Origin of the sequence: Larkinella insperata, assembly GCF_026248825.1 — a bacterium.
Taxonomy (GTDB): Bacteria; Bacteroidota; Bacteroidia; order Cytophagales; family Spirosomataceae; genus Larkinella; species Larkinella insperata.
Genome location: NZ_CP110973.1, coordinates 2,657,435 through 2,679,516, shown reverse-complemented (window position 1 = coordinate 2,679,516; position 22,082 = coordinate 2,657,435). Strand labels below are relative to the sequence as shown.

Sequence of the window (22,082 nt, the reverse complement as noted above, 5' to 3'; positions counted from 1 at the left end):
ATTCTATGTATCAGATCATTCGCTCCGCCCTGCGGAAACCCATTTCGGTGGTGGTATTGGTGCTCGGTATCCTGTTTTTTTCGGGGCTGTCGCTGGTAACCATTCCGGTGGATATCTTCCCGAATCTGGATTTACCCACCATTTATGTCGTCCAGCCCTACGGCGGGATGGCCCCCGATCAGATGGACGGCTTTATTGCCACCCGTTACCAGGACCACTTTCTGTACGTTTCCGGTATCCGCGACATCGACGTTAAAACCATTCAGGGATTGTCGCTGATCAAACTTTCATTTTATCCCGGTACCGACATGGCGCAGGCGGCTGCCGAAGTCGCCAACAACGTTTCCAGGGCAAAGGCTTACATGCCGGAAGGAACCGTGCCGCCACAGGTCGTGCGGTTTGATGCCAGCTCGGTACCGGTGGGGCAGTTGGTTTTTGAAAGCCAGAGCCGTTCGCTGAACGAAATTCAGGATTACGCGTCGTCGCGGGTGCGGCCGATGTTCTCCCGGATTCCGGGCGTATCCAGCCCTCCGCCGTTCGGGGGTAACCAGCGGACGGTCATTATCAAGGTCGATCCGCAACTCGTGCGCAGTTACCAGCTCACGCCCGAAGAGGTCATCAAGTCGATTGTTACCAACAACCAGCCCTCGCCGGCCGGTAACATCCGAATTGGCGACAAAGCCCTGATGACGCCGGTGAATTCGCTGGTGAAGCGGCCGGAAGATTTCCTGAACATTCCGATCCGCGTGGGCGCCGGACCAACGGTGTTTGTGCGGGACATTGGCACGGTGGAAGACGGAGCCGACGTAACGGTGAGTTACGCGCTGGTCAATGGACGGCGGGCGGTTTACATTCCGGTGGTCAAAAAGTCGGATGCTTCGACGCTCGATGTGGTAAACAACATCCGGAAGGCCCTGCCCGAACTGCGCGCGGCCGTCCCGGAAGACGTGAAGATTTCCTACGAATTCGACCAGTCGGTTTACGTGACCAACGCCCTCAAAAGTCTGGTCACGGAAGGGATTCTGGGCGCGGTGCTGACGGGTTTGATGGTGTTGCTGTTCCTGCGCGACTGGCGGAGTGTGATCATCGTAATCACGACCATCCCGATCTCCATTCTGGCGGCCGTCCTGATGCTCAATCTGTTCGGGCAAACCATCAACATCATGACGCTTTCCGGACTGGCGCTGGCCATCGGGATTCTGGTCGATCAGGCGACGGTGACGATTGAAAACATTCACCAGCACCTGGAGATGGGCAAGCCCAAAGCCGTGGCCATCTGGGATGCCTGTAAGGAAATTGTTTTCCCGGAATTTCTGATTCTGCTGGCGATTCTGGCGGTTTTTGCGCCCGCGTTCGTGATGAGTGGGGTGCCGCGCTCGATGTTTCTGCCGCTGTCGCTGTCGGTGGGATTTGCCATGATCGTTTCGTTCTTGCTCTCGCAGACCTTTGTGCCGGTACTGGCCAACTGGCTGCTAAAAAGCCACCCGGAACATGAAGCGCCAACGCTGGCGCTGGATGCAGCCGAACGTCATTCCATCCTCGATGAAGCCGCCCACCCGGCCAAGAATCCAACCGGTTTTGACAAGTTCAAGCAACGGTATTCGGCTGTCCTCGAAAAAGTCTTGAACCGCCGGGGGCTGGTGGTAGGTGGTTATCTGGTGGGCAGTCTGGCGGTTATTGTCATCTGTTTCATGGTCATCGGAACGGACATTCTGCCGCACGGCAACAGCCACCAATTCCAGATGCGCCTGCGAATTCCGGACGGAACGCGGGTAGAACGCACCGAGATGGCGACGCTGAAGGTGCTGGATATCATCAAAGAAGCCGTGGGTGCGGACAATGTCGAAATTTCGTCGGCTTACGTCGGCACGGTGCCATCCAGCTACGGTACGTCCAACATCTTCGTGTTCAACAGCGGACCCCACGAAGCGGTTTTGCAGGTGTCGCTCAACGAAGAACATCCGGTGAAAATGGACGATCTGAAAGAAGACCTGCGGGGGCGCATCGCCAAAGCTCTGCCCACGGCGGCCATTTCGTTCGAACCCATCGAGCTGACCGAAAAAATCATGAGCCAGGGCGCGTCCACGCCGATCGAGGTGACGGTTGCCGCCAAGGACCTAGCCGAAGCCGGGCGGTTTGCGAACAAGATCCGGGCCGAAATGGCGAAAATCGACTTCCTGCGCGATGTGCAGATTGCCCAGCCGTTGCAATACCCCGTCCTGAACGTTACGCTGAACCGTGAACGCGCCGGTCAACTGGGCGTCACGTCCACGCAGGTGGCCCGGTCGATGGTGGCGGCTACCTCGTCCAGCCGGTTTACCGATAAAAACCTCTGGCTCGACGAGTCGAAGGGGCTGGCCTATCAGGTGCAGGTGCAGATTCCGGAATACAAAATGAGCAGCGCCAGCGACATCGGTAATATTCCGTTGAAAAGTGGCGAAATGCACCCCTTGCTGTCGGACGTTGCCACCTTCACGGAAGGCACGGCCCCCGGTGAATACGACCGCGCCGGTCCGAACCGACTGGTGACGATCACGGCCAACTTGCAGGAAAAAGACCTGGGTTCGGCGCAGAAAGCCGTCACACAGGCCATCAAAAACGCGGGCGAACCGCCCCGGGGCGTCCTGGTCGAAATGGGCGGCCAGACCAACCTGCTGACCGATACGCTCAGTAGTCTGCAAACCGGTCTGCTCGTCGCCATCGTGATTATCTTCCTGCTGCTGGCGGCTAATTACCAGTCGTTTAAGCTCTCGCTGGTGATTCTGGCGGCCATTCCCGCGGTAGTAGCCGGAGCCTTGCTGATGCTGCTGGCCTGCGGAGCGACGCTCAACCTGCAATCGTACATGGGGCTGATCATGTCCGTGGGCGTGTCGGTGGCCAACGCCATTCTGATGGTGACGAACGCCGAAAACTTGCGGCTGGAGATTGGCGATACGCGCAAAGCCGTGGTCTTGGCGGCCAACAGCCGGATCCGTCCGATTCTGATGACCAGCATCGCCATGATTGCCGGGATGGTGCCGATGGCATCGGGCATGGGCGAAGGTGGTGACCAGATTGCCCCGCTCGGTCAGGCCGTGATCGGCGGTTTGATTGCCTCCACGCTGGCGGCCCTGTTGATTCTGCCCTGTGTGTTTACCCAGTTCCAGACCAAAGCCGCCCTCCAATCGGTATCCCTTGATCCGGAAGATCCGGAAAGCAAATTTTATCACCAACCCTTGAGTACTGTCGCATGAAACCGCTTTTAAACCTCGTTTGGCCCGTTGTTGCCGCAGCCGGTATGGCGGCCTGCACCTCAGCCTCCAGTGAAGAAAAGAAAACCGTCAAGGCGCCCGAAGTGCAACAGGTGGCTACGGCGGAAGTGCAGACCCTGCGCCCCAGCAAACAGATTGTTCTGCCGGGCGAATTGAAACCTTGGAACCGGGTGAGCCTGTACGCCAAAGTGAAAGGGTTCATCCGCGATGTGCGCGTCGACCGGGGTTCGGTTGTTCGCAAAGGGCAGGTACTGGCGGTGCTCGACGCGCCGGAAGTACTGTCGGAACTGGCGCAGGCCCAGGCCCAGTTGCAGGCTCAGGAAGCCGCCATCAACGAGCAGAAGGCCCGGTTCCGTGCCAGTCGGCTCACGTATAACCGCCTGCTGCAAACCAGCAAAGTGGAAGGGGCCGTTTCGCTGCACGAACTCGATCAGGCCGAAGCCCGGATGCTGGCCGACAGCGCGACGGTAGCCGTTGCCACGGGCACGATTCAGGCCAGCCGGTCCAATTACCAGACCAAAAAGGAACTGCGGCAGTACCTGACCATCACGGCGCCGTTCGACGGCGTCATCACCGAACGGAACGTCAGCGCCGGAGCGCTGGTGGGCGCGGGGGACAGCAACGCCAAACCGCTGTTTGTACTGGAAGATAGCCGGACGTTGCGCTTGACGGTAGCCGTTCCGGAAACGTTTGCAAACCAATTGCCCAGCAAAAGCACGGTTTCGTTCAGCGTCAGCGCCATGCCGGAGCAGCAGTTCAACGCAAAACTGGCCCGGAGCGCCCAGAGTCTGGTGGAAGCCAACCGGGCGATGATGGCCGAGTTCGATGTGGACAACAAGACCAATCTGCTCAAGCCCGGCATGTACGCCGAGGTTCGGCTGCCGGTTGAACGGACGGCTTCCACGCTGTTTGTTCCGAAAACCGCCGTGGTCAGCTCCAGCGAGAAAACGTTTGTCATTCGGGTCGCCAACAACAAAGCCGAGTGGGTGACCGTCGAAAAAGGCAACACGCTCGACAGTCTGGTGGAAGTATTTGGCGGACTGCACGCCGGTGAACCCATTGTCCGGATTGCGTCGGAAGAAATCCGCGACGGTCAGGCCGTAAACGCCGGTCGGAAATGAAGCGGTATCTAATCGGGTTGTGGGCGGTATTGCTCCTGGTTCAGGGCTGCCGCTCCCAGCGCAACCACTACCAACTGGTGTACCGCAACGAAACGGGCGGTTACCAGCTTCAGCAACCGGACCTGCGGGCGGTGAAAGTCCACTGGCATCCGTATCAGGTTCAGGTTACGACGGACGGGGGCCAGAAAAAGGCCGCGCCCACCGAGCAGCTTTGGGGATACCAGCAGACCAACGGCACGCTCTACCGGCTGTATTTGGGCAAAACCTACGAAGTGGTCGAGGAAAAAACGCTGACGCTCTACCGCCAGTCGGAGTTTGGCGAGGGCGCCACGGAGCACTACTTTTTCAGCGTGACGCCCGACGAACCGGTGCTGTCGTTAAACCGGCATAACCTGGAGGCCGCGTTTGCCAAATACCCCTGCATGCAGGAAATGATTCAGCAGACCTCCGCCCGGACCTGGCTCAAAACCCGGCAGCACCACAACCGACTCATTGAAGCCTACGAGCACTGCCGCCAGCAAACGGCGATGCCGCAGCTTTCCACGGCTCACTGATTATTCTTCGTAAAACTCGAGAGGCAACCCATCCGGATCGCTGAAGAACGTAAACCGTCGCCCGGTATGTTCATCGACCCGGATGGGCTCCACCTCCACGCCAGCCGCTTCCAGGGCGGCTTTTGCTTTTTCTACATCCTCAACCGCAAACGCCAGGTGACGCAACCCCAGGGCTTCGGGCCGCGAAGGGCGCGCCGGTGGGTCAGGAAACGAAAACAGTTCAATCACATACTGCCCGTTCAGCGCCAGGTCCAGCTTGTATGAATCGCGCGCAGCCCGGTAGATCTCCTGCATGATTTCCAAGCCAAGTATTTCCGTATAAAAATGCTTCGACCGTTCGTAATCGGAGCAGATGATGGCAATGTGGTGAATGTGGTTGAGCTTCAGCATGTAAAAACGGATGTTTCAGTAAGAAAATAGTGACATTTTTTATAACTATAAAGCAGATTTACAGGACGTACTGCTTTATACGTATAATCAGGATTTCCTGAACCCAAATGTACTATGATGAAACGAAGAATTGCCCTTAAAAATCTGGCAACAGCCGCTGGAGGGCTGCTGGTGTTGCCAAACTGGGCCAGCGGCTGGAATCCGGCTACGGTCAAATCCGAAACGGCTTTTCTGCCCCCCCACCTCGATGCCGTCCTGACCGAAGTGGTTGACACAATCATTCCGCAAACGGATACGCCGGGGGCCAAGGCCCTGAACGTGCAGACGTTTATTCAGAAAATGATAACGGATTGCTACGAAAAAGACGTGCAGACGGCCTTCACCAACGGCCTGAAGAACGTCGACGAAACCGCCCGGCAACAACACAACCAACCGTTCATTTCCTGCGACACCCCGCAACGGCTTGCGGTGCTGGCGGCCCTCGAAAAAACGCCGGAAATCCCGCTGAGCGATTTTTACAAGCTGGTTCGGCAACTGACCATTCAGGGCTTTACAACCTCGGAGTACGTCATGACGAAACATTATAATTATCAACCCATTCCGGGCCACTACTACGGCTGCGTACCGGTTTCTTCCCGATAAAGCAATGGCAAACTTGACTATTGACGCCGTAAAAGCCTTGACGTTCGATGCCATTGTCATCGGGTCGGGCATCAGCGGGGGCTGGGCGGCCAAAGAATTAACCGAAAAAGGACTCCGGACGCTGGTGCTGGAACGGGGCCGGGATGTGAAACACGTGAAAGATTACCCGACCGCCAACCTCAACCCCTGGGACTTCGAACACCGGGGGCAGGTGCCGCTGGCAACGCGGGCCGAATACGGCAAGGCGCGGTCGTTCATGCGCGAAGAAACCTTACACTGGGCCGTCAAGGAAGACGAACAACCGTACATCGAAGACAAACCGTTTACCTGGACGCGGGGCTACCACGTCGGCGGAAAGTCGCTGTTGTGGGCGCGCCAGACGCAGCGGTGGAGCGATTTCGATTTTGAAGGCCCGGCCCGCGACGGTTTTGTGGTCGACTGGCCCATTCGTTACAAAGACCTTGCGCCCTGGTACAGCTACGTCGAGAAATTTGCCGGTATTTCGGGCAACAAAGACGGTTTGCCCCACCTGCCCGACGGTGAGTTTCTGCCCGCCATCGAAATGAACTGCGTCGAAACGCATTTTCAGAACGTCATTGCCCGGAATTATCAGGACCGGCAATTGATTCAGGGCCGGTGCGCCCACATCACCAGTCCACAGCCGATTCACACGGCGCAGGGCCGGGCCAAATGCCAGCACCGGGCCTTGTGCGTGCGGGGATGTCCGTTTGGCGGGTATTTCAGCAGCAATGCCTCCACCCTGCCCTGGGCCGAGAAAACCGGCCGGATGACGTTACGGCCCCATTCGGTGGTGCACTCGATTATTTACGACGAGAAAAAGGCCGGGCCAACGTCTGGGAAAGCAATCGGCGTTCGGGTGGTCGATGCCAATACGAAGCAGATGCTGGAATTTTACGCCAACCTCATTTTTGTGAACGGTTCGGCCCTGAACAGCAACCTGATTCTGATGAACTCCACCTCGAGCCGCTTTCCGAACGGCTTGGGCAACGACAGCGGGCTACTGGGTAAATACGTCGCCTGGCACAATTACCGGGGCCGCATGTCGGCGGAGTTCGACGGTTTTCCCGACAAAGCCACCGACGGCAAAAATCCGAACCACAGCTACTTTCCCCGCTTCCGGAATTTGCACAAACAGGAAATGGACTTTCTGCGGGGCTACGCCGTGGGTTTCGGAGCCGGGCGGGGCATGTATTCAACCCAGGAAGGCATCGGAGCGGGGTTGAAAGAGCAACTTCTCCACCGCAAATGGGGCAACTGGAACGTCAGCGCCTGGATGATGGGCGAAACCATTCCGAAAGAAAGCAGTTTTCTGGCGCTCGACAAAGAGCGGAAAGATCCGTACGGCATCCCGACGCTCCGGATTTCGGCCGGCTGGGACGACAACGACGAGAAGATGATCAAGGATTACCTCGAACAGTTTACGGAGATGTTTACCAAAGCCGGGTTTACCAACATCAAAGCCACGGATTCCAAAGCCGCGCCCGGCTCCGACATTCACGAGATGGGCGGGGTGCGGATGGGCAAAGACCCCAAAACCTCGCTGCTCAACGAATGGAACCAGCTTCACCACTGCAAAAACGTGTTTGTCACCGACGGCGCCTGCATGACATCCACCTCCACGCAAAACCCGTCGCTGACCTACATGGCCCTGACCGCCCGGGCCGTTGATCATGCCGTTAAAGAATTAAAGAAGAAAAACCTCTAAAAGCCCTTAATTTAGTAGCCTGACATGTCATTACTAATGCGAATCAGCTCACTCCTACTCGTTGGTATTATTTTCTGTGTGCACGCCAGCATGACCGCCCGGCTGGCCGATCCGGTTTCTATACTGGTGTTTTCGAAAACCAAAGGCTGGAAACATACGTCCATTCCGTTTGGAATTGCGGCTATTCAGAAACTGGGCCGGGAAAATAACTTTTTGGTGGACACCACCACAAACTCGGCCCTGTTTACGGACGAAAACCTGAAAAAGTACGCGACGGTTATTTTCAACAACACCACCGGCAACGTGCTGAACGGCGAGCAACAGGCAGCTTTTGAACGGTATATCCAGGCCGGGGGCGGGTACGTCGGTATCCACGCGGCTGCCGACACCGAATACGACTGGCCCTGGTACGGCAAGCTGATGGGCGCGCATTTTGCCAGCCATCCGCACAACCCGAACGTCCGGAAAGCCACCGTTGAGGTTTCCAACAAAAAACACGCGTCGACCACTCTCCTGCCCGATCGCTGGGACCGGACCGACGAATGGTACAATTACCGCTCGTTTTACACCGGCATCAAAACGCTGGCGTACCTCGACGAAAACAGTTACGAAGGCGGCACCAACGGAGCCAATCACCCGATTAGCTGGTACCACGAGTTCGACGGCGGACGGGCATTCTATACCGGCAACGGCCACACCGACGAAAGCTTCAGTGAGCCGCTGTTTTTAAAACATTTGCTGGGCGGTATAAAATACGCCATCGGTGAAGGCAAACCGCTGGACTATCAGAAAGCCTACGCCAAAGTAACGCCGGAACCCAACCGCTTCGTCAAAACCGTGCTGGTCAACGACCTGGCCTCGCCAATGGAACTGGCCATTACGCCCGACGGCCGGATTTTCTTCACCGAATTGCAGGGCAATCTGTCGGTTTACAATACCAAAACGCGAAAACACTCGCTGGTTCATAAATTCCCGATCACCTACGCGGGCGGAACGGGTTTGATCGGCGTCACGGTTGATCCGAATTTTGCCAAAAACGGGCACCTTTTTGTGTATTATGCCCCCGCCGGCCAAACGGAAGAACCCGTCAATTTTCAGCTTTCGCGCTTTACGGTCAAGGCCAACAACACGCTTGATCTGGCGTCGGAAAAGGTGCTGCTGAAAGTGCCGGTGCAGAAAGTGAGCGGTTCGCACCACGGCGGTTCGTTGGCGTGGGACAAGGACGGCAATCTCTATTTGTCGACCGGCGACAGCTCCAGCCCGTTTCCGTCCGACGGCTACTCTCCCATGGACGAGCGGCCCGGCGCAGAATTTTACAGCCTGGATGCCCAGCGTTCGTCGGCTAATACCAACGACTTGAAGGGTAAAGTCCTGCGCATTCATCCCGAACCCGACGGAGCCGGGGGCGCGCCCGCCTACACGATTCCCAACGGCAATTTGTTTCCGAAAGGAACGCCGAAAACTTTACCGGAGATTTACACGATGGGCTGCCGGAACCCCTACCGCATTGCCGTCAACCCGAAAACATCGGTTTTGTACTGGGGTGAAATTGGCCCCGATGCCGGTCAGGACGGACCGCAGGGACCGCGCGGCTACGACGAGTTTAACCAGGCCAAAAAAGCCGGGAATTTCGGGTGGCCGTATTTTGTCGGTAACAATTACGCGTATGCGAAGTGGGATTTTGCGGCCAAAACCGCCGGTCCGAAATTCGATCCGGCCGCGCCCGTGAACAACTCCCCGAACAATACCGGTCTGAACCAACTGCCACCGGCCACGCCCGCCATGATCTGGTATCCGTACGCACCTTCGGAGGAGTTTCCGGAACTGGGCTTCGGGGGTCGCAGCGCCATGGCTGGTTCGTTTTATACCTACAACCGAAATTCATCGTCGGCCAGCAAGTTCCCGGATTACTACGACGGCAAGCTGTTTGTGTTCGACTGGATGCGCAACTGGGTGCTGGTCCTGACGTTCGACCAGGCCGAAAATTACGTACGCAGCGAACCGTTTATGGCGGGCAACGGCGACTTCCGGCGGCCCATCGACCTTGATTTCGGACCCGATGGAGCCATGTATATGCTGGAATACGGTTCGGTGTACGGAGCCGACAACGAAGACGCCCGGCTGGTCAGGATTGAATACAATACCGGCAACCGCGCCCCCATTGCCCAGGCCAGCGTTTCGGATACGGCGGTAGAAAACCACCTCGACCGCACGGTTTTCCTGACCTCCGAACGCCGGAATTTCCCGATTCTGCGCGAAGCAGCCGGCCAAGCGCCGTTGCGGGTGCAGTTCAGCAGCCGGGGCAGCCGCGACCTCGACGATGACGACGCCGTGAAATACGAGTGGCTGTTCGACGGAAAAACCGTGGGTGCCACTACGCCCAACCCCAGTTATACTTATAACAAACCGGGCGTTTACAGGGCCATTCTGCGCGTCACCGACCGGGCGGGGCTGGTGGGCCGGGATACGGTGTTGGTTAAAGTAGGGAATACGAAACCGGCCATCGCCATTGCCAGCACCCAGAATAAATCCTTTTTCTGGGAAGGAAAACCGTTTGCGTATTCGGTGAAGGTGCAGGACCGGGAAGATGGCAAAATTGACCCAAAACGCATCAAGTTCGTTTACGTTTACAACCCGCAGCCCAGCACGCTCGACCCGAACGCGGCCAAGTCGCCCACGTCGGTGCTGGTGAGCAATCCCCCGGGGAAAACCCTGATGGATGCCAGCGACTGCAAAGCCTGCCACACAATCGATAAAGTGTCGGTGGGGCCGTCGCTGCTGGCCGTGGCGCAGCGTTATAAAAGCGAAACCGGAGCCGTTGAAAAGCTGGCAACGAAAATCATCAAAGGCGGGGGCGGCAACTGGGGGAACGTGCACGTGATGAGCGCCCACCCGCAGGTAGCCGAAGCCGACGCGCAGGAAATGGTGCGGTATATTTTCTCGCTCACCGACAAGCCGCGTGACCCGAAACCGTTGCCCTTGCAGGGTTCGCTCGCCTTGAACGATCACCAAAAAGACGAAGTGCGGGGGCAATACACGCTGCTGGCTTCGTATACGGACAAGGGCGGGCAGGCCGTCGGGCCGCTGACCGGCACGGAGGTCGTTACGTTGCGGAATGCGAAGGTGCGGACGGTTTTTGCCGATGCACACGTTGGTTTCTCCCGGTTTCGGGACAATCTGTCGCAAGGCGGCCACAAGGCGTACATTTTGCTGAAAAACACTGACCTGACGAACATTAACCAGTTTGTCTACGAATACGCATCGGGGAACAACACGGGCGAGATTGAGGTCCGGATTGACTCACAGGCCGGACCGGTGATCAGCCGGACGTCCTACGGACCCAGCGGTGACTGGGGCAAACTAAAGCTGTTGACCGGCAAGGTTACTAAACCCGTCAGCGGCAAACACGATGTTTACTTTGTTGCCATCAAACGCGATAAGCCCAACGACGAGGTTCTGAAGCTGACCAGCATCGAATTTCAGGAGTAACGAGGCCAGTCGCGGAGGGTGGCCCAAGCATTTTATCCAGGTTGGCCATCTTCCGCGCCCAGCCTAATGATCCCGGCATTGTGCAAATTTTATTTTGAGAACTTGGGATTTTAACGGCTATTACTTGTATAAATCGCAAATGGGCGGTTTTTTATTTATGTTTTACCAATTAAAGCTGTTATTTTACCTTCTATTAACAAAGAGGTGCTCGTTACTTTGGATCATCGACAGCGTATTATTGAGGAAAACGACCATTTACTGGATCTCTGGCAGCGATCGAAAGCCGGAGACAAGATGGCTTTTTGTCAATTAGCCGAATCGCAGTACCGCGCGTTGTTTGGCTACGCGGTCAATTTTACTACGGACCGGGAATTCATCAAGGACTCCATTCAGGAGATTTTTATTAACATTTGGGAAAAACGGCAGTCGCTGACCATTCAGTACGTTTCCATTTACCTTTTTAAGTCGCTCCGTAATCAGCTACTTCAGGAATTCCGTCGAAGTAAGCACGCGGTTTCCGTTCCTATGTTCCAGGAAGTTGACCAGGTGTCGGATTGGGAAACGATTGAAACCGAAATGGAAAAGAGCGAAACCGATTCCGAAAGCCAGCGCAAAATCCGGCAGGCCATTGCGGGCCTCCCCAAACGGCAGCAGGAAGTGGTTTTCCTGAAGTTTTACAAGGGGATGGAAAACGAGGAGATTTCGGAATTGATGGAAATTAATCGCCAGTCGGTTGCTAACTTGCTCTATAAAGCCTTGACTTCCCTCAAAAGTCAAATGTCTATTTTTAAGTACTGGCTGATTGCGCTGTTTTTACTGCACTGAATACAACAAAATAGCCATCGAACTCTTTTCCGATGGCTATCCGGCATTTTAGACAAACCTAAAAACGCGCTATTCATTGCTAATTTAAAAAAGAATCAGAGCGATACGGATCATTCCAAACCCGGCTGTTGCCCGCTCTTTCCATGCAAAGCAACCGAGGGAAGCTTAGAAGTACGTTAAGAACTGCTTAGAATTTGCTTAACAACTTAGCGAATGCTTTTTTTGCCACGCCGAATTCCCATAACAATCTGAACAGGGTATGGTTAGGTAATGAATGATTGGCGCTCGACTATGAAGATTTTAGTGGTTGAAGATGAACCCAAAACCCTACACGCGATCCGACAAGGGCTGGAAGAAACGCAGTTTGAAGTAGATATTGCCTACGACGGACTGATTGCCAAACGGTTGGCGCTGAAAAATTCGTATGCCGCGATCATTACCGATGTCATCATTCCGGGCATCAACGGCTTCGAACTCGTTCGGCAACTGCGGGCTCAAGGCGTCACAACCCCTATTCTGATCCTGACGGCGCTGGATGAAACCAGCGACAAAGTGATGGGATTCGACGTCGGTTCGGACCAGTATCTGACCAAGCCGTTCCAGTTTGCCGAATTGCTGGCCCGAATCCGGTCTTTGACCAAGCGAAGCCGTCAGATCGAGATGAACGCCCAGACGCTGCGGTTTGCGGGTATAGAAATGAATCTGGACGCCAAAACTGTTAGTCGCGACGGCCATTCCATTGATCTGACCGCCCGGGAGTTTGCCCTGCTCGAATTTCTGATGCGTAATCAGGGGCGGGTGGTTTCCAAAGCGGATATTGCCGCGCAGGTGTGGGATCTGAACTTTGACGCAGGAACCAACGTAGTTGAAGTGTATATCAATTACCTGCGAAAAAAAATTGACAAAGATTTTCCCAAGAAACTCATTCACACCCAGTTTGGAATGGGGTATGTTCTTCGGGAGGAATAGACAATACCGAATGGACTTCTAAGTAAATTCTAAGGTTTCATTTAGTCCTGTTTAAGAAATTTGCTTTTTTTTTGTAGTCAAGCGTGTCTCTACCAACACAATATGACTTCTAAAATCCGGTACAACCATCCGTTTGGAGCCCATTCAGGCCATCTGGCCCGCTCCCCCAACCGTGTGCGTCCGTCCAAACCCGCCCCCCGGGAACCCTGGCAACCGGATTGGCTAATGATCCTGATGGTCAGCCTTTTCGTCCTGACCCTGATGATTGCCTGGCTGGTCGACATTCCTGCTTTGCTCCGATAATAACCGCGTCGGGCTTGCCGTTCTATAATTTTGCTCCAACGGTATGACCATCCGTACCCGACTGACTCTTCGCTTTACCGGCCTGGTTTCGGCTATTCTGGCCCTGGCCTTTACCTGTATCTACGCGTTTTGCTGGTATTTTATTTCTTCGGATTTCTACCGCCGTCTCGAACGGAAGGCCGACACCGTTGGTGAGTTGATGACGCGCCGGAACATGGGTCCGCAGTTATTAAGCCAGTACGCCCGTTTGCGCAAAGATCAGCTTCCCGCCCAGAAAATAGCGGTTTATGACGGCCAGAACGTTCCTATTTTCATTACGAATCAGGTCCGCGAAAGCCCCCCGCTGGCCGTATCGACGAAAGATCTGGATGCCATCCGGCGGCACGAGGGCATGCGCTTCCGGCAGGGGCTGGCTTACGTAACGGGGCTGGAATACCAGAAGGGCTCCGAACGGTACATTGTGCTGGCCAGCGCCGAAAACCTTTACGGCGATCAGTTTCTGCTCCGGATGCTGGCCGTTCTGATCGGGTTATTTATCGCCATTGTCGGAATCGTGGCCTTCTCCGGCTGGGTCTACGCGAGCGAAGTGCTCCGCCCGATGCAGCGAATGGAACAACAGTTAAACCATATCTTTCCCAACACTTTACAGGAGCGTCTACCCGTCAGCGTGGAAAATGACGAAATCAACCGCTTGTCGACAACGATTAATCACCTGCTCGACCGGATTGACGAATCGTTCCGGCTGCAACGGATGTTTGTGGCCAACGTCTCCCATGAACTAAAAAATCCGCTGACCCAGATCAGCTCCCAACTGGAAGTGGCCTTGCTCAACCGCCGGGAGTCGGAGGTTTACGAGGAGACGATCCGGTCCGTGCTGGATGATGTAAGCGACTTATCGACCCTGACGCGGGAATTGCTGCAACTCTCGCAGGTCAATCAGGCATCGGCGGTTTCCCTGCTGACCGACTCGGTGCGGCTGGACGAAGTAATCTGGGACATTCGGGACGAGGTCAGCGCCATCAATTCCTGCTACGAGGTAGCGGTTCGTTTTGAGGAGTTGCCCGAAGATTTTAACCAGTTGGCCGTGCCGGGCAGCACCGCGCTGCTGCGCACCGTCCTGAAAAACCTGACCGAAAATGCCTGCAAGTTTTCCAGCGACGGCAAGGCGCTGATCCAGGTCTATTTCAACGAAACGTCGGTGCAGATCAACATTCAGAACGACGGCGACCCCATCCCGGCCGACGATTTACCGTATATTTTTGAGCCGTTTTACCGGAGCCGCCAAACGGCCGGAAGCCGGGGCTACGGCGTGGGCCTGTCGCTGGTGGAGCGAATTGTGCGGCTTCATCAGGGCCGCATCTCCGTCAGGTCGGCCGAGGGTGAACCAACGGTTTTTCACCTGGAACTGGTGCGGGAGTTTACGTAAAGTATTCCCTATCCCCCGAAACCGGCATCCGCTTTGCCAATTCTATAATATCTTTCCCCTCCAGAATCTGCTTTTCGTAGCCGTTCCGCGCCGAGTTGATCATGGCTTTTCCCAATTCCTCCATCGTACAGAAACCGCTCGGATACAACGCCCGGCCAATGGGGAACAACCATTCGATGTAGCGGTAATATTTATTGGTATTCTTTAGGTTTTTCGTGGGTTTAATAAAACCCGGCCGGAAGTTAAACACCTGTTTGAACGGTAATTTAGTCAGGTCGTTTTCGGTTTTGCCCTTTACGCGAGCCCAGCGGGACAGGCCCTTTTCGGTGCTGTCCGTACCAGCGCCCGATACGTAACAGAACGTCATGTCCGGATTCAGGCGGCTCAAGGTGGTGGCTACGTGTAATGTCAGCGTATAGGTCACCCTGTAGTATTCCTGTTCGGGCATTCCGACCGACGAGACCCCCAGGCAGAAGAAACAGGCATTGTAGCCAACCAGTTGGTTTTCAATGGCTGCAAAATGATAAAAATCGGCATGAACGATTTCCTTTAGTTTGGGGTGCGAAAAGCCGGACGGTTTCCGATTGATCAGCAGGACGGCTTCTACGTCCGGATGTTGCAGGCATTCGTGCATCACCCCCTCCCCGACCATACCGGTTGCACCGGTAATAATCGCCCGTATTCCAGTTGTTGTCATCGTATTTCAGGGTTTGCGACCGTTGCCCAGGTCAATTCAAAAACGTCGTCGATTAGTTTGCGTTGCTCATCAGGCCCCACGGCTTTTTCCACCAGGTACTGATGGACCCCATTGATTTGGCTGGCCGTCAGCGTGGCAATCAGGTCCACCGGGAGCGGTTTTAGTCCGTTCAAACTCTGAGCTTCCTGAAGCAACTGCGTGTGCATTTCACTTTGCTGGCGGGTTTCTTCTTCCGAAACGAGGTTCAGATGCGGAGAAAACCGGAACTGCTGAATAAAGTAGAAAGCGTCGCCGTTGTTCAGCGCCCATTCAACCGAGCCGACGAAAAACCGCCTGAATTTTTCCTTGCTGGTTGAAGCGGTGTTGATTTGACTTTCTAAAAACTGGTTTAGTTCCCCCTTGATGGTTGTATACAGAGCCACCACCAATTCGTCTTTGGTTTTAAAATAATGAAAAAGCGTTCCGTTGGAAACGCCGGCTTCACTGGCAATCTTGCTGGTGGGCGTACCGTGAAAACCGTTCGTAACAAATAACCGGAGGGCCGTTGCTAATATCTTTTCGGGTTTGTCCATCGGATCTGATTGACTAATCGCTCCACAATGTAACTAAAAATGTTACTTAATTGGCAAATTTTAGTAACATAAAGTTTCAATACGTTTCACTAGAGTCCATCCCGGCTTCACTTCTTTTTTCTACCGTTCCACGGAGTTTACACCCGGTTTTCCTGATCACGGCGGTCACCTTTGCGGCAGTTATTCACACTTATCTGCAACACAATGACAACCTTACAACCAACCACCGGCATACAGGCCGGTACGGTTCGGAATCACCACGGCCACCTGATGACCTTCCGCGTCACTACCGAACAAACCAACGGAACCTTCTCCCTGATTGAGGTAATACTACGCCAGGGTTGCGAGCCTCCCAAACACGTGCACGAACGGGAGGACGAACTTTTCTTTATTCAGGAGGGGAACCTGCGTTTCACCATTGGCGACCGGATCATTGATGCCAAAGTGGGCGATACGGTTTTCCTGCCCCGGACGATCCCCCACGCCTTTGAGGTACTGACCCCAACCGCCCGGGCGCTTCTGTATCTGACGCCCGGCTATTTTGAAGGTTTTTTTCATGAATTAAGCGAAGAAGCAGCCGAAGGTATGTTGCCCGCTCCTCCGCAGGGCCCGCCCTCGGCCGAAGCCATGCAACTCATCGTGGATGCCTCAGCCCGTTACGGTATTCAATACGCCTAAAGCAAACGCCCACCGGGAGCCCGCAACGTGCGTTACTCCCGGTGGGCATTTTTTTCCGCTATTGCCGGTCTGACTAATACCCAATCTCGTACCCCATTTGCGGCAGAGGAGAGCCATTCGCTACCCGATTTAAGCGATTCTAAGTCAATTCTAAGCTTTTATTAAGCCCATTCTTAAGTTTAGGCGTTTACTTGCTCATTATTGCAATGATCATCCTGATATCGCTATTTCTAAAAAGTCCCTTAACCGAAATTACTGAGCTAACAAATAGATTATGTGTTGAGTGCGTTTGAGTAAGATGGTAGCTGGGAACCCTGCCGGGGCGGTTTAGACCTCTGGCAGGGTTTTGTTTTCCCGCACCTTCACAACGTTTCCGAACAGTAAGTCAAAATAGGCACTCCAACAATTACACTTAATCATTTTACCAGTTGGTAGCTTCCTGCAAACGCTCCGTTAGCAGCCGCATCAGGTCCGCAAGATCCGGCAGGCCGTTGTGGCGCCAGATTTCAGCGCCCTGTCGCAACAGAATGAACGACGGAAGCTGTTGCACCCCGAAACTTCGAACCACTTCGGGATGGACAACCTGGTCCACGCGGGTGATCCGAACAACGTCTCCCAGCTCAGCACCGACCCGTTCCAACAGGCGGTTGACCACAATTTGCTGCGTTAGCGAATCAGGTACGAATACCAGCAGAACGGCGGTCTTAGCGGGGACGATGAGTGGCTGAAAAAGAATCGTTTCCATAAAACAGTTTATTAGGATACGGCGGAGCTAAACCCGGTTCCGTAACGCTGTGTAAAATTGCACCTTTTCGAAGCCATCCCATATGACTTCGATTGGCCCGGAAACTGACAAATGTCAGCCATCTACTACTTTTTCGGACGTACCTTGCGGACAAATTCCGGCATCCGCTTTTCTTTGCAGCAAACCGGAAAACGTTGTATGATTACGAATCTATTTCCCGCCGTTTTTGCCAACGCGACCATCGGTATCATTCTCTCCGACAGTCATGGACGAATGATCTCAGTGAGTCAGTTTGCGCAGAAGCTGTTTGGGTATGCCGAATCCGAGATGGTCGGGCAAACCATCGAACTTCTGGTGCCCGAAACGCTCATTGACCTCCACAAAAAATTACGAAAGTCGTTTAATGCCCACCCGGAAGTTCGGCCGATGGGCCACGGTCGTGGTGATCTGTACGCCAAACGCAAAGACGGTTCGCTGTTCCCGGCGGAAATCAGCCTGAGCTATTTTCACCAGGACCAGGAACTTTACATCGTGGCTTACATCATCGACACGACGTACAAGGTGGAAGCTCAGCAGGCGCTCATCGAGCAGAAAAACCGCATCGAACAACTGAATGCGGAACTGGAGCAGAAAGTGGCCGACCGCACCAACGCCCTCATGGTGACGCTGCATCAACTGGAGGTGTCGAAGGATGAACTCTCCAAAGCCCTGGCTACCGAGCGTGAACTGGGCGAGCTGAAATCCCGGTTTGTGTCGATGGCATCGCACGAATTCCGGACGCCCCTGAGCGCCATCCTGACATCCGCCGATTTGCTGAACAAGTACACCACCACCGACCAACAGGAGAAGCGCAATCGCCACATCCACCGCATCAAGGCGTCGGTCAACCACCTCAACGACATTCTTGAAGAGTTTCTGTCGGTGGGCAAACTGGAAGAAGGTAAAATTGAAGCTTCTTACTCGCTATTCGATCTCAACGAGTTGGCTACCAGCATTGCCGCCGACGTTCAGGGAATTCTGAAGGTCGGACAAACCATTCAAATTGAACAGGATTGCCCCAATAAAGTCTGGCTGGACAAATCGCTGATTCGTAAAATCATTGTCAACCTGCTGTCGAACGCCATCAAGTATTCGGACGAAAACAAACCGATCCGGATCGCGATCTGGTGCCACGACGAGGCCGTACGTATCTCGATTCAGGATGAGGGAATTGGCATGTCCGAAGACGATCAGAAGCACTTATTCGAACGGTTTTACCGCGCCAAAAACGCAACGGCCATTCAGGGCACGGGGCTGGGGCTGCACATTGTTGCCCAATACCTTGCGCTGCTCAACGGCACCATCGATTTTCAAAGCCAGCTTAATCAGGGAACCACCGTAACCATCTCTTTCCGTTATGAAAACAATCCTGCTCATTGAAGATAACCACGACATTCGGGAAAATACCGCCGAAATTCTGGAACTCGCCAATTACCGTGTGCTGACGGCAGAAAACGGCAAAATTGGTGTGGAGAAAGCTCTGGAAACCAAACCAGATCTGGTGATTTGCGACATCATGATGCCCGTGCTGGACGGCTACGGGGTGCTCCATATTTTTAATAAAAACCCGGATTTGGCGAGCGTTCCGTTTATTTTCCTGACCGCCAAAACCGAGCGCGCCGACTTCCGCCGGGGAATGGAAATGGGGGCCGACGACTACCTGACCAAACCGTTCGACGAAATAGAACTGCTGAATGCCGTTGAAGGACGGCTCAAACGCTTCAACCAGATGCGACCGGCCTACGAGCCAACGAGAGACGGTTTGGGGCAATTTCTGGACGATGCGCACACCGTAACCGGCGTTGATTCGCTCCTGGTTGAACGCAAGGGGCATCTGATCAAGAAAAAGCAGTTCGTTTATTCGGAGGGTGACGAGTCCACGCGGCTGTATTTTGTGCAGGCCGGACGGGTGAAAACCTTCAAAACCAACCCCGACGGCAAGGAATTCATTACGGGCCTCTACCAGTCGGGCGATTTTTTTGGTTACGTAAGTCTGCTGGAGCAGACCGATCAGACGGATTCGGCCGTGGCGCTGGAAGATACCGAGCTGGTTTACATTCCGAAAGAAACCTTTATCGACCTGATTTCGCGCGATGGCGAGGTGGCCCGCCGGTTTGTTCAGCTGCTGGCCAACCGAATCACCGACCGCGAAGATCAACTCCTGGCGATGGCCTACAACTCGCTGCGTCGGCGGGTGGCCGATACGCTACTGCGGCTTCACAACAGCTTGCAAAGCAACGAACCTCAGCCCGTTATCCACTTCTCACGCGATGATCTGGCCGCGATGGTCGGCACGGCCACGGAATCCCTGATCCGGACACTCAGCGAGTTTAAAAGCGACGGATTAATTGACATCAGTGGCACCAGCATTCGGGTGCTTCAGCCCGAAAAATTGAAGCGGGCGCGCTGGTAACCAACCCTTTTTCGCGTTTAAGTAACCAAAAAGCCCCCGGTCTAAACCGGGGGCTTTTTGGTTAATCAGCTTAGTTTTATTTCTTCCGCATGGCCCACTCCCGGCCCGGCTTATCGACCCGGAAGCTTTCCAGATTCCCCTGATCCTGGAGCGTGACGTAGGCGGTACGGCCGTCTTTACCCCCAAAACAGATGTTTGTGGGCCGTTTGCCGACCAACTGAACTTCCTGGATCACCTTGCCTGCGGGCGATACCTTCGCGACCGTTCCTTTGCCAAACCGGGCGATGTATAAATTGCCGTCGGCGTCGCAGCGCATCCCGTCCATGCCGAAATCCGGGAATTCGATCAGCAGGCGCTTGTTGCTTACTTTTCCGTCTGCCGACAAATCGTAGACCCACACTTTCCGCTGGTTGGACTCATTGACATACAGCTGCTTGTCGTCGGGGCTTACTTCAATGCCGTTGGTTGTGCCCATGTTATCTTCCAGCAGCGTTACCTGGCCGTCCGTGTCGATGCGCCAGATGTTGCCGGTGTTATTTTTCCAGCTCGGATCGCTCGCGTACAGCCGGTCTTTGCCGTCGATGGCAATGTCGTTGGGCTGGTTCATGCGTGGTTCGTTGGCAAAAACGCTCAGGGTTTTGGTCCCCGCAGCCACTTTCAGAATATTGTGTTTGGGATAATCGGCAATAAACATATCCCCTTTTTTGTTGAAGCGAATGCCGTTGCCAATACTGCCTTCGGGCAGTTCGACAAATACGCTGGCTTCTCCGCCCGGCGTAATCTGCCCGATGGTGCCCTGTTTGGAGAAATTAACGGCGTAAACCGTCCCGGATTTATCTACCGCCGGGCCTTCGACGCCGGAAGTGAACCCGTTGGCGGGCGTAAAAACCGTGGATTTAAACAGGTCTTCAGCGGTATTGGCAGCCATAAAAACCAGACCGGTTAACGAGGTGGCAAGAGCCAGCGTAACTTTATTCATTCGTACAGGATTTATTAAAATTCTGCCCCGCAGGTTGCGGGGCAGAACATACGGTTTTTGGTGATCGTCAATGACGGCGGTATTCCATTTCCTGGACCGCTTCCCGCTCTTCTTTCGGCATACGGCTGTGCCACCAGGACGCCAGAATGGAACCCGTGATGTTCATCAACGGTCCAAAAATGGCCGGAGCCAGGCCAACCGTGGCCATTTTACCCATTTCCTTGGCAATGCCGGAAGCCAGACCACCGTTCTGCATCCCGACTTCAATCGCCATCGTACGGCAATCGCGCTCGTTCATACCAAAGAGCCGGCCGGACCAGTAGCCCAGGAAGTATCCCGACAGGTTGTGAATCAGCACCAGACCCAGCAGCAGCGGTCCGATGGTCAGCAAACTATCCCGACCGGCTGCGGTGATGATGACGATGATAAAGGCAATCCCGAACATCGACACAAACGGCATCAGATTATCCAGCCAGGCGGCCCGGCCACTGAGGAACTTGTTAAACAGCAGCCCCGCGCCAATCGGAATGATAACCATCTTCGCGATGTCAATCATCATATCCACGGTGTCGATTTCAACGAAGGCCCCGGCCAGCAGTTTCATCAAGACTGGCGTAATGAAAGGCGCCATCATGGTCGATACGGCCGTAATGGTGATCGACAGGGCCAGGTTGGCTTTGGCCAGATACGAAATGACGTTGGAAGCCATCCCGTTGGGCGAGCAACCGATCAGAATGATACCGGCGGCAATTTCCGGCGGCAGTCCGCTGATGCTGGCCAGAAAATACCCGATGCTGGGCATAATGATAAAGTGGCTAACTACCCCGATTAAAACCCCTTTCGGCATCCGGATGACGCCCACAAAGTCGTCGAAACTCATGGACGTTCCCATCCCGAACATGATGAGCTGAATCAGGGGGGTAATGAGCGTGCTGAACTTGAAATCGCCCGCGGAGACGAAGTACTGCGGGTAGTACAACGCCGTTGTGACAGCCGCAAAAATGACGACTGTATACGAAAAACCTTTCAGGTTTGGGTATCCCCGGAAGCCAATCGCAACGGACAGAAAGAAGGCAATCAGAAAAGGACCAGCCATCGGCAGATTACCGCTGACCATGAGTGCCAATGCCACCAGCAGACAAACCCCCGCCAGTCCCAGAATAAGTTTATACATGGTAATTTCTCAGAAGGTTTAGGAAATACATTCCCAAATATAACGGTTTTCCGGTTACGGTTTTCGGCAACAGAAGTCTCGTGGTCGGA

19 protein-coding genes are annotated in these 22,082 nt (G+C 54.5%); 13 read left to right on the top strand and 6 right to left on the bottom strand.

All coding sequences use genetic code 11. The features are described from left to right. The first annotated feature begins 5 nt into the window (after positions 1-5). The 3 genes from OQ371_RS10830 to OQ371_RS10820 are packed head-to-tail and all read left to right on the top strand — an operon-like array spanning position 6 to position 4,926. Complete coding sequence (locus OQ371_RS10830; protein WP_265993780.1) at positions 6-3,233, top strand: efflux RND transporter permease subunit; 3,228 nt, start codon at positions 6-8, stop codon at positions 3,231-3,233. Further along, the gene (locus OQ371_RS10825) at positions 3,230-4,372 is read left to right on the top strand and encodes an efflux RND transporter periplasmic adaptor subunit (protein WP_265993779.1); all 1,143 of its coding nucleotides are present in this window, start codon (positions 3,230-3,232) and stop codon (positions 4,370-4,372) included. Before OQ371_RS10830 ends, OQ371_RS10825 begins: the two co-directional genes overlap by 4 nt. Then, positions 4,369-4,926, top strand: coding sequence for a hypothetical protein (locus tag OQ371_RS10820; protein ID WP_265993778.1), 558 nt, complete (start codon positions 4,369-4,371; stop codon positions 4,924-4,926). Before OQ371_RS10825 ends, OQ371_RS10820 begins: the two co-directional genes overlap by 4 nt. On the opposite strand, the gene gloA2 is transcribed toward OQ371_RS10820, so the two are convergent. Next, a complete protein-coding gene (gene gloA2 / locus OQ371_RS10815; protein WP_265993777.1) occupies positions 4,927-5,316 on the bottom strand; it encodes an SMU1112c/YaeR family gloxylase I-like metalloprotein in 390 nt (129 codons plus the stop codon). A gap of 114 nt (positions 5,317-5,430) precedes the next feature. On the opposite strand from gloA2, the gene OQ371_RS10810 reads away from it, so the two are divergent. From OQ371_RS10810 to OQ371_RS10780, 7 genes are all read left to right on the top strand, one after another. After that, complete coding sequence (locus OQ371_RS10810; protein ID WP_265993776.1) at positions 5,431-5,958, top strand: gluconate 2-dehydrogenase subunit 3 family protein; 528 nt, start codon at positions 5,431-5,433, stop codon at positions 5,956-5,958. Positions 5,959-5,962: 4 nt separating this feature from the next. Beyond that, entirely contained in the window at positions 5,963-7,684 is a 1,722-nt protein-coding gene (locus OQ371_RS10805) for a GMC oxidoreductase (RefSeq protein ID WP_265993775.1), read from the top strand. A 36-nt stretch (positions 7,685-7,720) separates the two neighbouring features. Next, complete coding sequence (locus OQ371_RS10800; RefSeq protein ID WP_265993774.1) at positions 7,721-11,173, top strand: ThuA domain-containing protein; 3,453 nt, start codon at positions 7,721-7,723, stop codon at positions 11,171-11,173. 216 nt (positions 11,174-11,389) lie between these two features. After that, entirely contained in the window at positions 11,390-11,998 is a 609-nt protein-coding gene (locus OQ371_RS10795; RefSeq protein WP_265993773.1) for an RNA polymerase sigma factor, read from the top strand. 291 nt (positions 11,999-12,289) lie between these two features. Then, a complete protein-coding gene (locus tag OQ371_RS10790; RefSeq protein ID WP_265993772.1) occupies positions 12,290-12,967 on the top strand; it encodes a response regulator in 678 nt (225 codons plus the stop codon). Positions 12,968-13,069: 102 nt separating this feature from the next. Beyond that, a complete protein-coding gene (locus OQ371_RS10785; protein ID WP_265993771.1) occupies positions 13,070-13,270 on the top strand; it encodes a hypothetical protein in 201 nt (66 codons plus the stop codon). 43 nt (positions 13,271-13,313) lie between these two features. After that, a complete protein-coding gene (locus OQ371_RS10780; RefSeq protein WP_265993770.1) occupies positions 13,314-14,696 on the top strand; it encodes a sensor histidine kinase in 1,383 nt (460 codons plus the stop codon). On the opposite strand, the gene OQ371_RS10775 is transcribed toward OQ371_RS10780, so the two are convergent. Both OQ371_RS10775 and OQ371_RS10770 read right to left on the bottom strand, forming a co-directional pair. After that, entirely contained in the window at positions 14,689-15,393 is a 705-nt protein-coding gene (locus tag OQ371_RS10775; RefSeq protein ID WP_265993769.1) for an NAD-dependent epimerase/dehydratase family protein, read from the bottom strand. The two genes, OQ371_RS10780 and OQ371_RS10775, sit on opposite strands and share 8 nt — an antisense overlap. After that, complete coding sequence (locus OQ371_RS10770) at positions 15,390-15,965, bottom strand: TetR/AcrR family transcriptional regulator (protein ID WP_265993768.1); 576 nt, start codon at positions 15,963-15,965, stop codon at positions 15,390-15,392. The genes OQ371_RS10775 and OQ371_RS10770 overlap by 4 nt, the downstream gene beginning before the upstream one ends. Before the next feature lie 204 nt (positions 15,966-16,169). Between OQ371_RS10770 and OQ371_RS10765 the strand changes: the two genes are divergently transcribed. Continuing rightward, positions 16,170-16,643 (top strand): cupin domain-containing protein, encoded by a 474-nt coding sequence (locus OQ371_RS10765; protein ID WP_265993767.1) that lies wholly within the window; start codon positions 16,170-16,172, stop codon positions 16,641-16,643. A 421-nt stretch (positions 16,644-17,064) separates the two neighbouring features. On the opposite strand, the gene OQ371_RS10760 is transcribed toward OQ371_RS10765, so the two are convergent. Beyond that, positions 17,065-17,388: a thioredoxin family protein gene (locus OQ371_RS10760; RefSeq protein ID WP_265993766.1), complete on the bottom strand. Its 324-nt coding sequence runs from the start codon at positions 17,386-17,388 to the stop codon at positions 17,065-17,067. Positions 17,389-17,586: 198 nt separating this feature from the next. Here OQ371_RS10760 and OQ371_RS10755 point away from each other — a divergent pair, with 198 nt between their 5' ends. Beyond that, positions 17,587-18,807 carry a PAS domain-containing sensor histidine kinase gene (locus tag OQ371_RS10755; RefSeq protein WP_265993765.1) on the top strand — a complete coding sequence of 407 codons (1,221 nt, stop codon included), beginning with the start codon at positions 17,587-17,589 and terminating at the stop codon, positions 18,805-18,807. Next, entirely contained in the window at positions 18,785-19,840 is a 1,056-nt protein-coding gene (locus OQ371_RS10750; protein ID WP_265993764.1) for a response regulator, read from the top strand. The genes OQ371_RS10755 and OQ371_RS10750 overlap by 23 nt, the downstream gene beginning before the upstream one ends. Positions 19,841-19,916: 76 nt before the next feature. On the opposite strand, the gene OQ371_RS10745 is transcribed toward OQ371_RS10750, so the two are convergent. Continuing rightward, a complete protein-coding gene (locus OQ371_RS10745; RefSeq protein WP_265993763.1) occupies positions 19,917-20,819 on the bottom strand; it encodes an SMP-30/gluconolactonase/LRE family protein in 903 nt (300 codons plus the stop codon). A gap of 67 nt (positions 20,820-20,886) precedes the next feature. Further along, a complete protein-coding gene (locus OQ371_RS10740) occupies positions 20,887-21,993 on the bottom strand; it encodes a bile acid:sodium symporter family protein (protein ID WP_374761442.1) in 1,107 nt (368 codons plus the stop codon). Positions 21,994-22,082 lie beyond the last annotated feature (89 nt).

Bases quoted from the DNA above. Each gene is read 5' to 3' on its own strand.
- OQ371_RS10830 (WP_265993780.1), top strand. From the start codon at position 6: ATGTATCAGATCATTCGCTCCGCCCTGCGGAAACCCATTTCGGTGGTG.
- OQ371_RS10825 (WP_265993779.1), top strand. From the start codon at position 3,230: ATGAAACCGCTTTTAAACCTCGTTTGGCCCGTTGTTGCCGCAGCCGGT.
- OQ371_RS10820 (WP_265993778.1), top strand. From the start codon at position 4,369: ATGAAGCGGTATCTAATCGGGTTGTGGGCGGTATTGCTCCTGGTTCAG.
- gloA2 (WP_265993777.1), bottom strand. From the start codon at position 5,316: ATGCTGAAGCTCAACCACATTCACCACATTGCCATCATCTGCTCCGAT.
- OQ371_RS10810 (WP_265993776.1), top strand. From the start codon at position 5,431: ATGATGAAACGAAGAATTGCCCTTAAAAATCTGGCAACAGCCGCTGGA.
- OQ371_RS10805 (WP_265993775.1), top strand. From the start codon at position 5,963: ATGGCAAACTTGACTATTGACGCCGTAAAAGCCTTGACGTTCGATGCC.
- OQ371_RS10800 (WP_265993774.1), top strand. From the start codon at position 7,721: ATGCGAATCAGCTCACTCCTACTCGTTGGTATTATTTTCTGTGTGCAC.
- OQ371_RS10790 (WP_265993772.1), top strand. From the start codon at position 12,290: ATGAAGATTTTAGTGGTTGAAGATGAACCCAAAACCCTACACGCGATC.
- OQ371_RS10785 (WP_265993771.1), top strand. From the start codon at position 13,070: ATGACTTCTAAAATCCGGTACAACCATCCGTTTGGAGCCCATTCAGGC.
- OQ371_RS10780 (WP_265993770.1), top strand. From the start codon at position 13,314: ATGACCATCCGTACCCGACTGACTCTTCGCTTTACCGGCCTGGTTTCG.
- OQ371_RS10775 (WP_265993769.1), bottom strand. From the start codon at position 15,393: ATGACAACAACTGGAATACGGGCGATTATTACCGGTGCAACCGGTATG.
- OQ371_RS10770 (WP_265993768.1), bottom strand. From the start codon at position 15,965: ATGGACAAACCCGAAAAGATATTAGCAACGGCCCTCCGGTTATTTGTT.
- OQ371_RS10765 (WP_265993767.1), top strand. From the start codon at position 16,170: ATGACAACCTTACAACCAACCACCGGCATACAGGCCGGTACGGTTCGG.
- OQ371_RS10760 (WP_265993766.1), bottom strand. From the start codon at position 17,388: ATGGAAACGATTCTTTTTCAGCCACTCATCGTCCCCGCTAAGACCGCC.
- OQ371_RS10755 (WP_265993765.1), top strand. From the start codon at position 17,587: ATGATTACGAATCTATTTCCCGCCGTTTTTGCCAACGCGACCATCGGT.
- OQ371_RS10750 (WP_265993764.1), top strand. From the start codon at position 18,785: ATGAAAACAATCCTGCTCATTGAAGATAACCACGACATTCGGGAAAAT.
- OQ371_RS10745 (WP_265993763.1), bottom strand. From the start codon at position 20,819: ATGAATAAAGTTACGCTGGCTCTTGCCACCTCGTTAACCGGTCTGGTT.
- OQ371_RS10740 (WP_374761442.1), bottom strand. From the start codon at position 21,993: ATGTATAAACTTATTCTGGGACTGGCGGGGGTTTGTCTGCTGGTGGCA.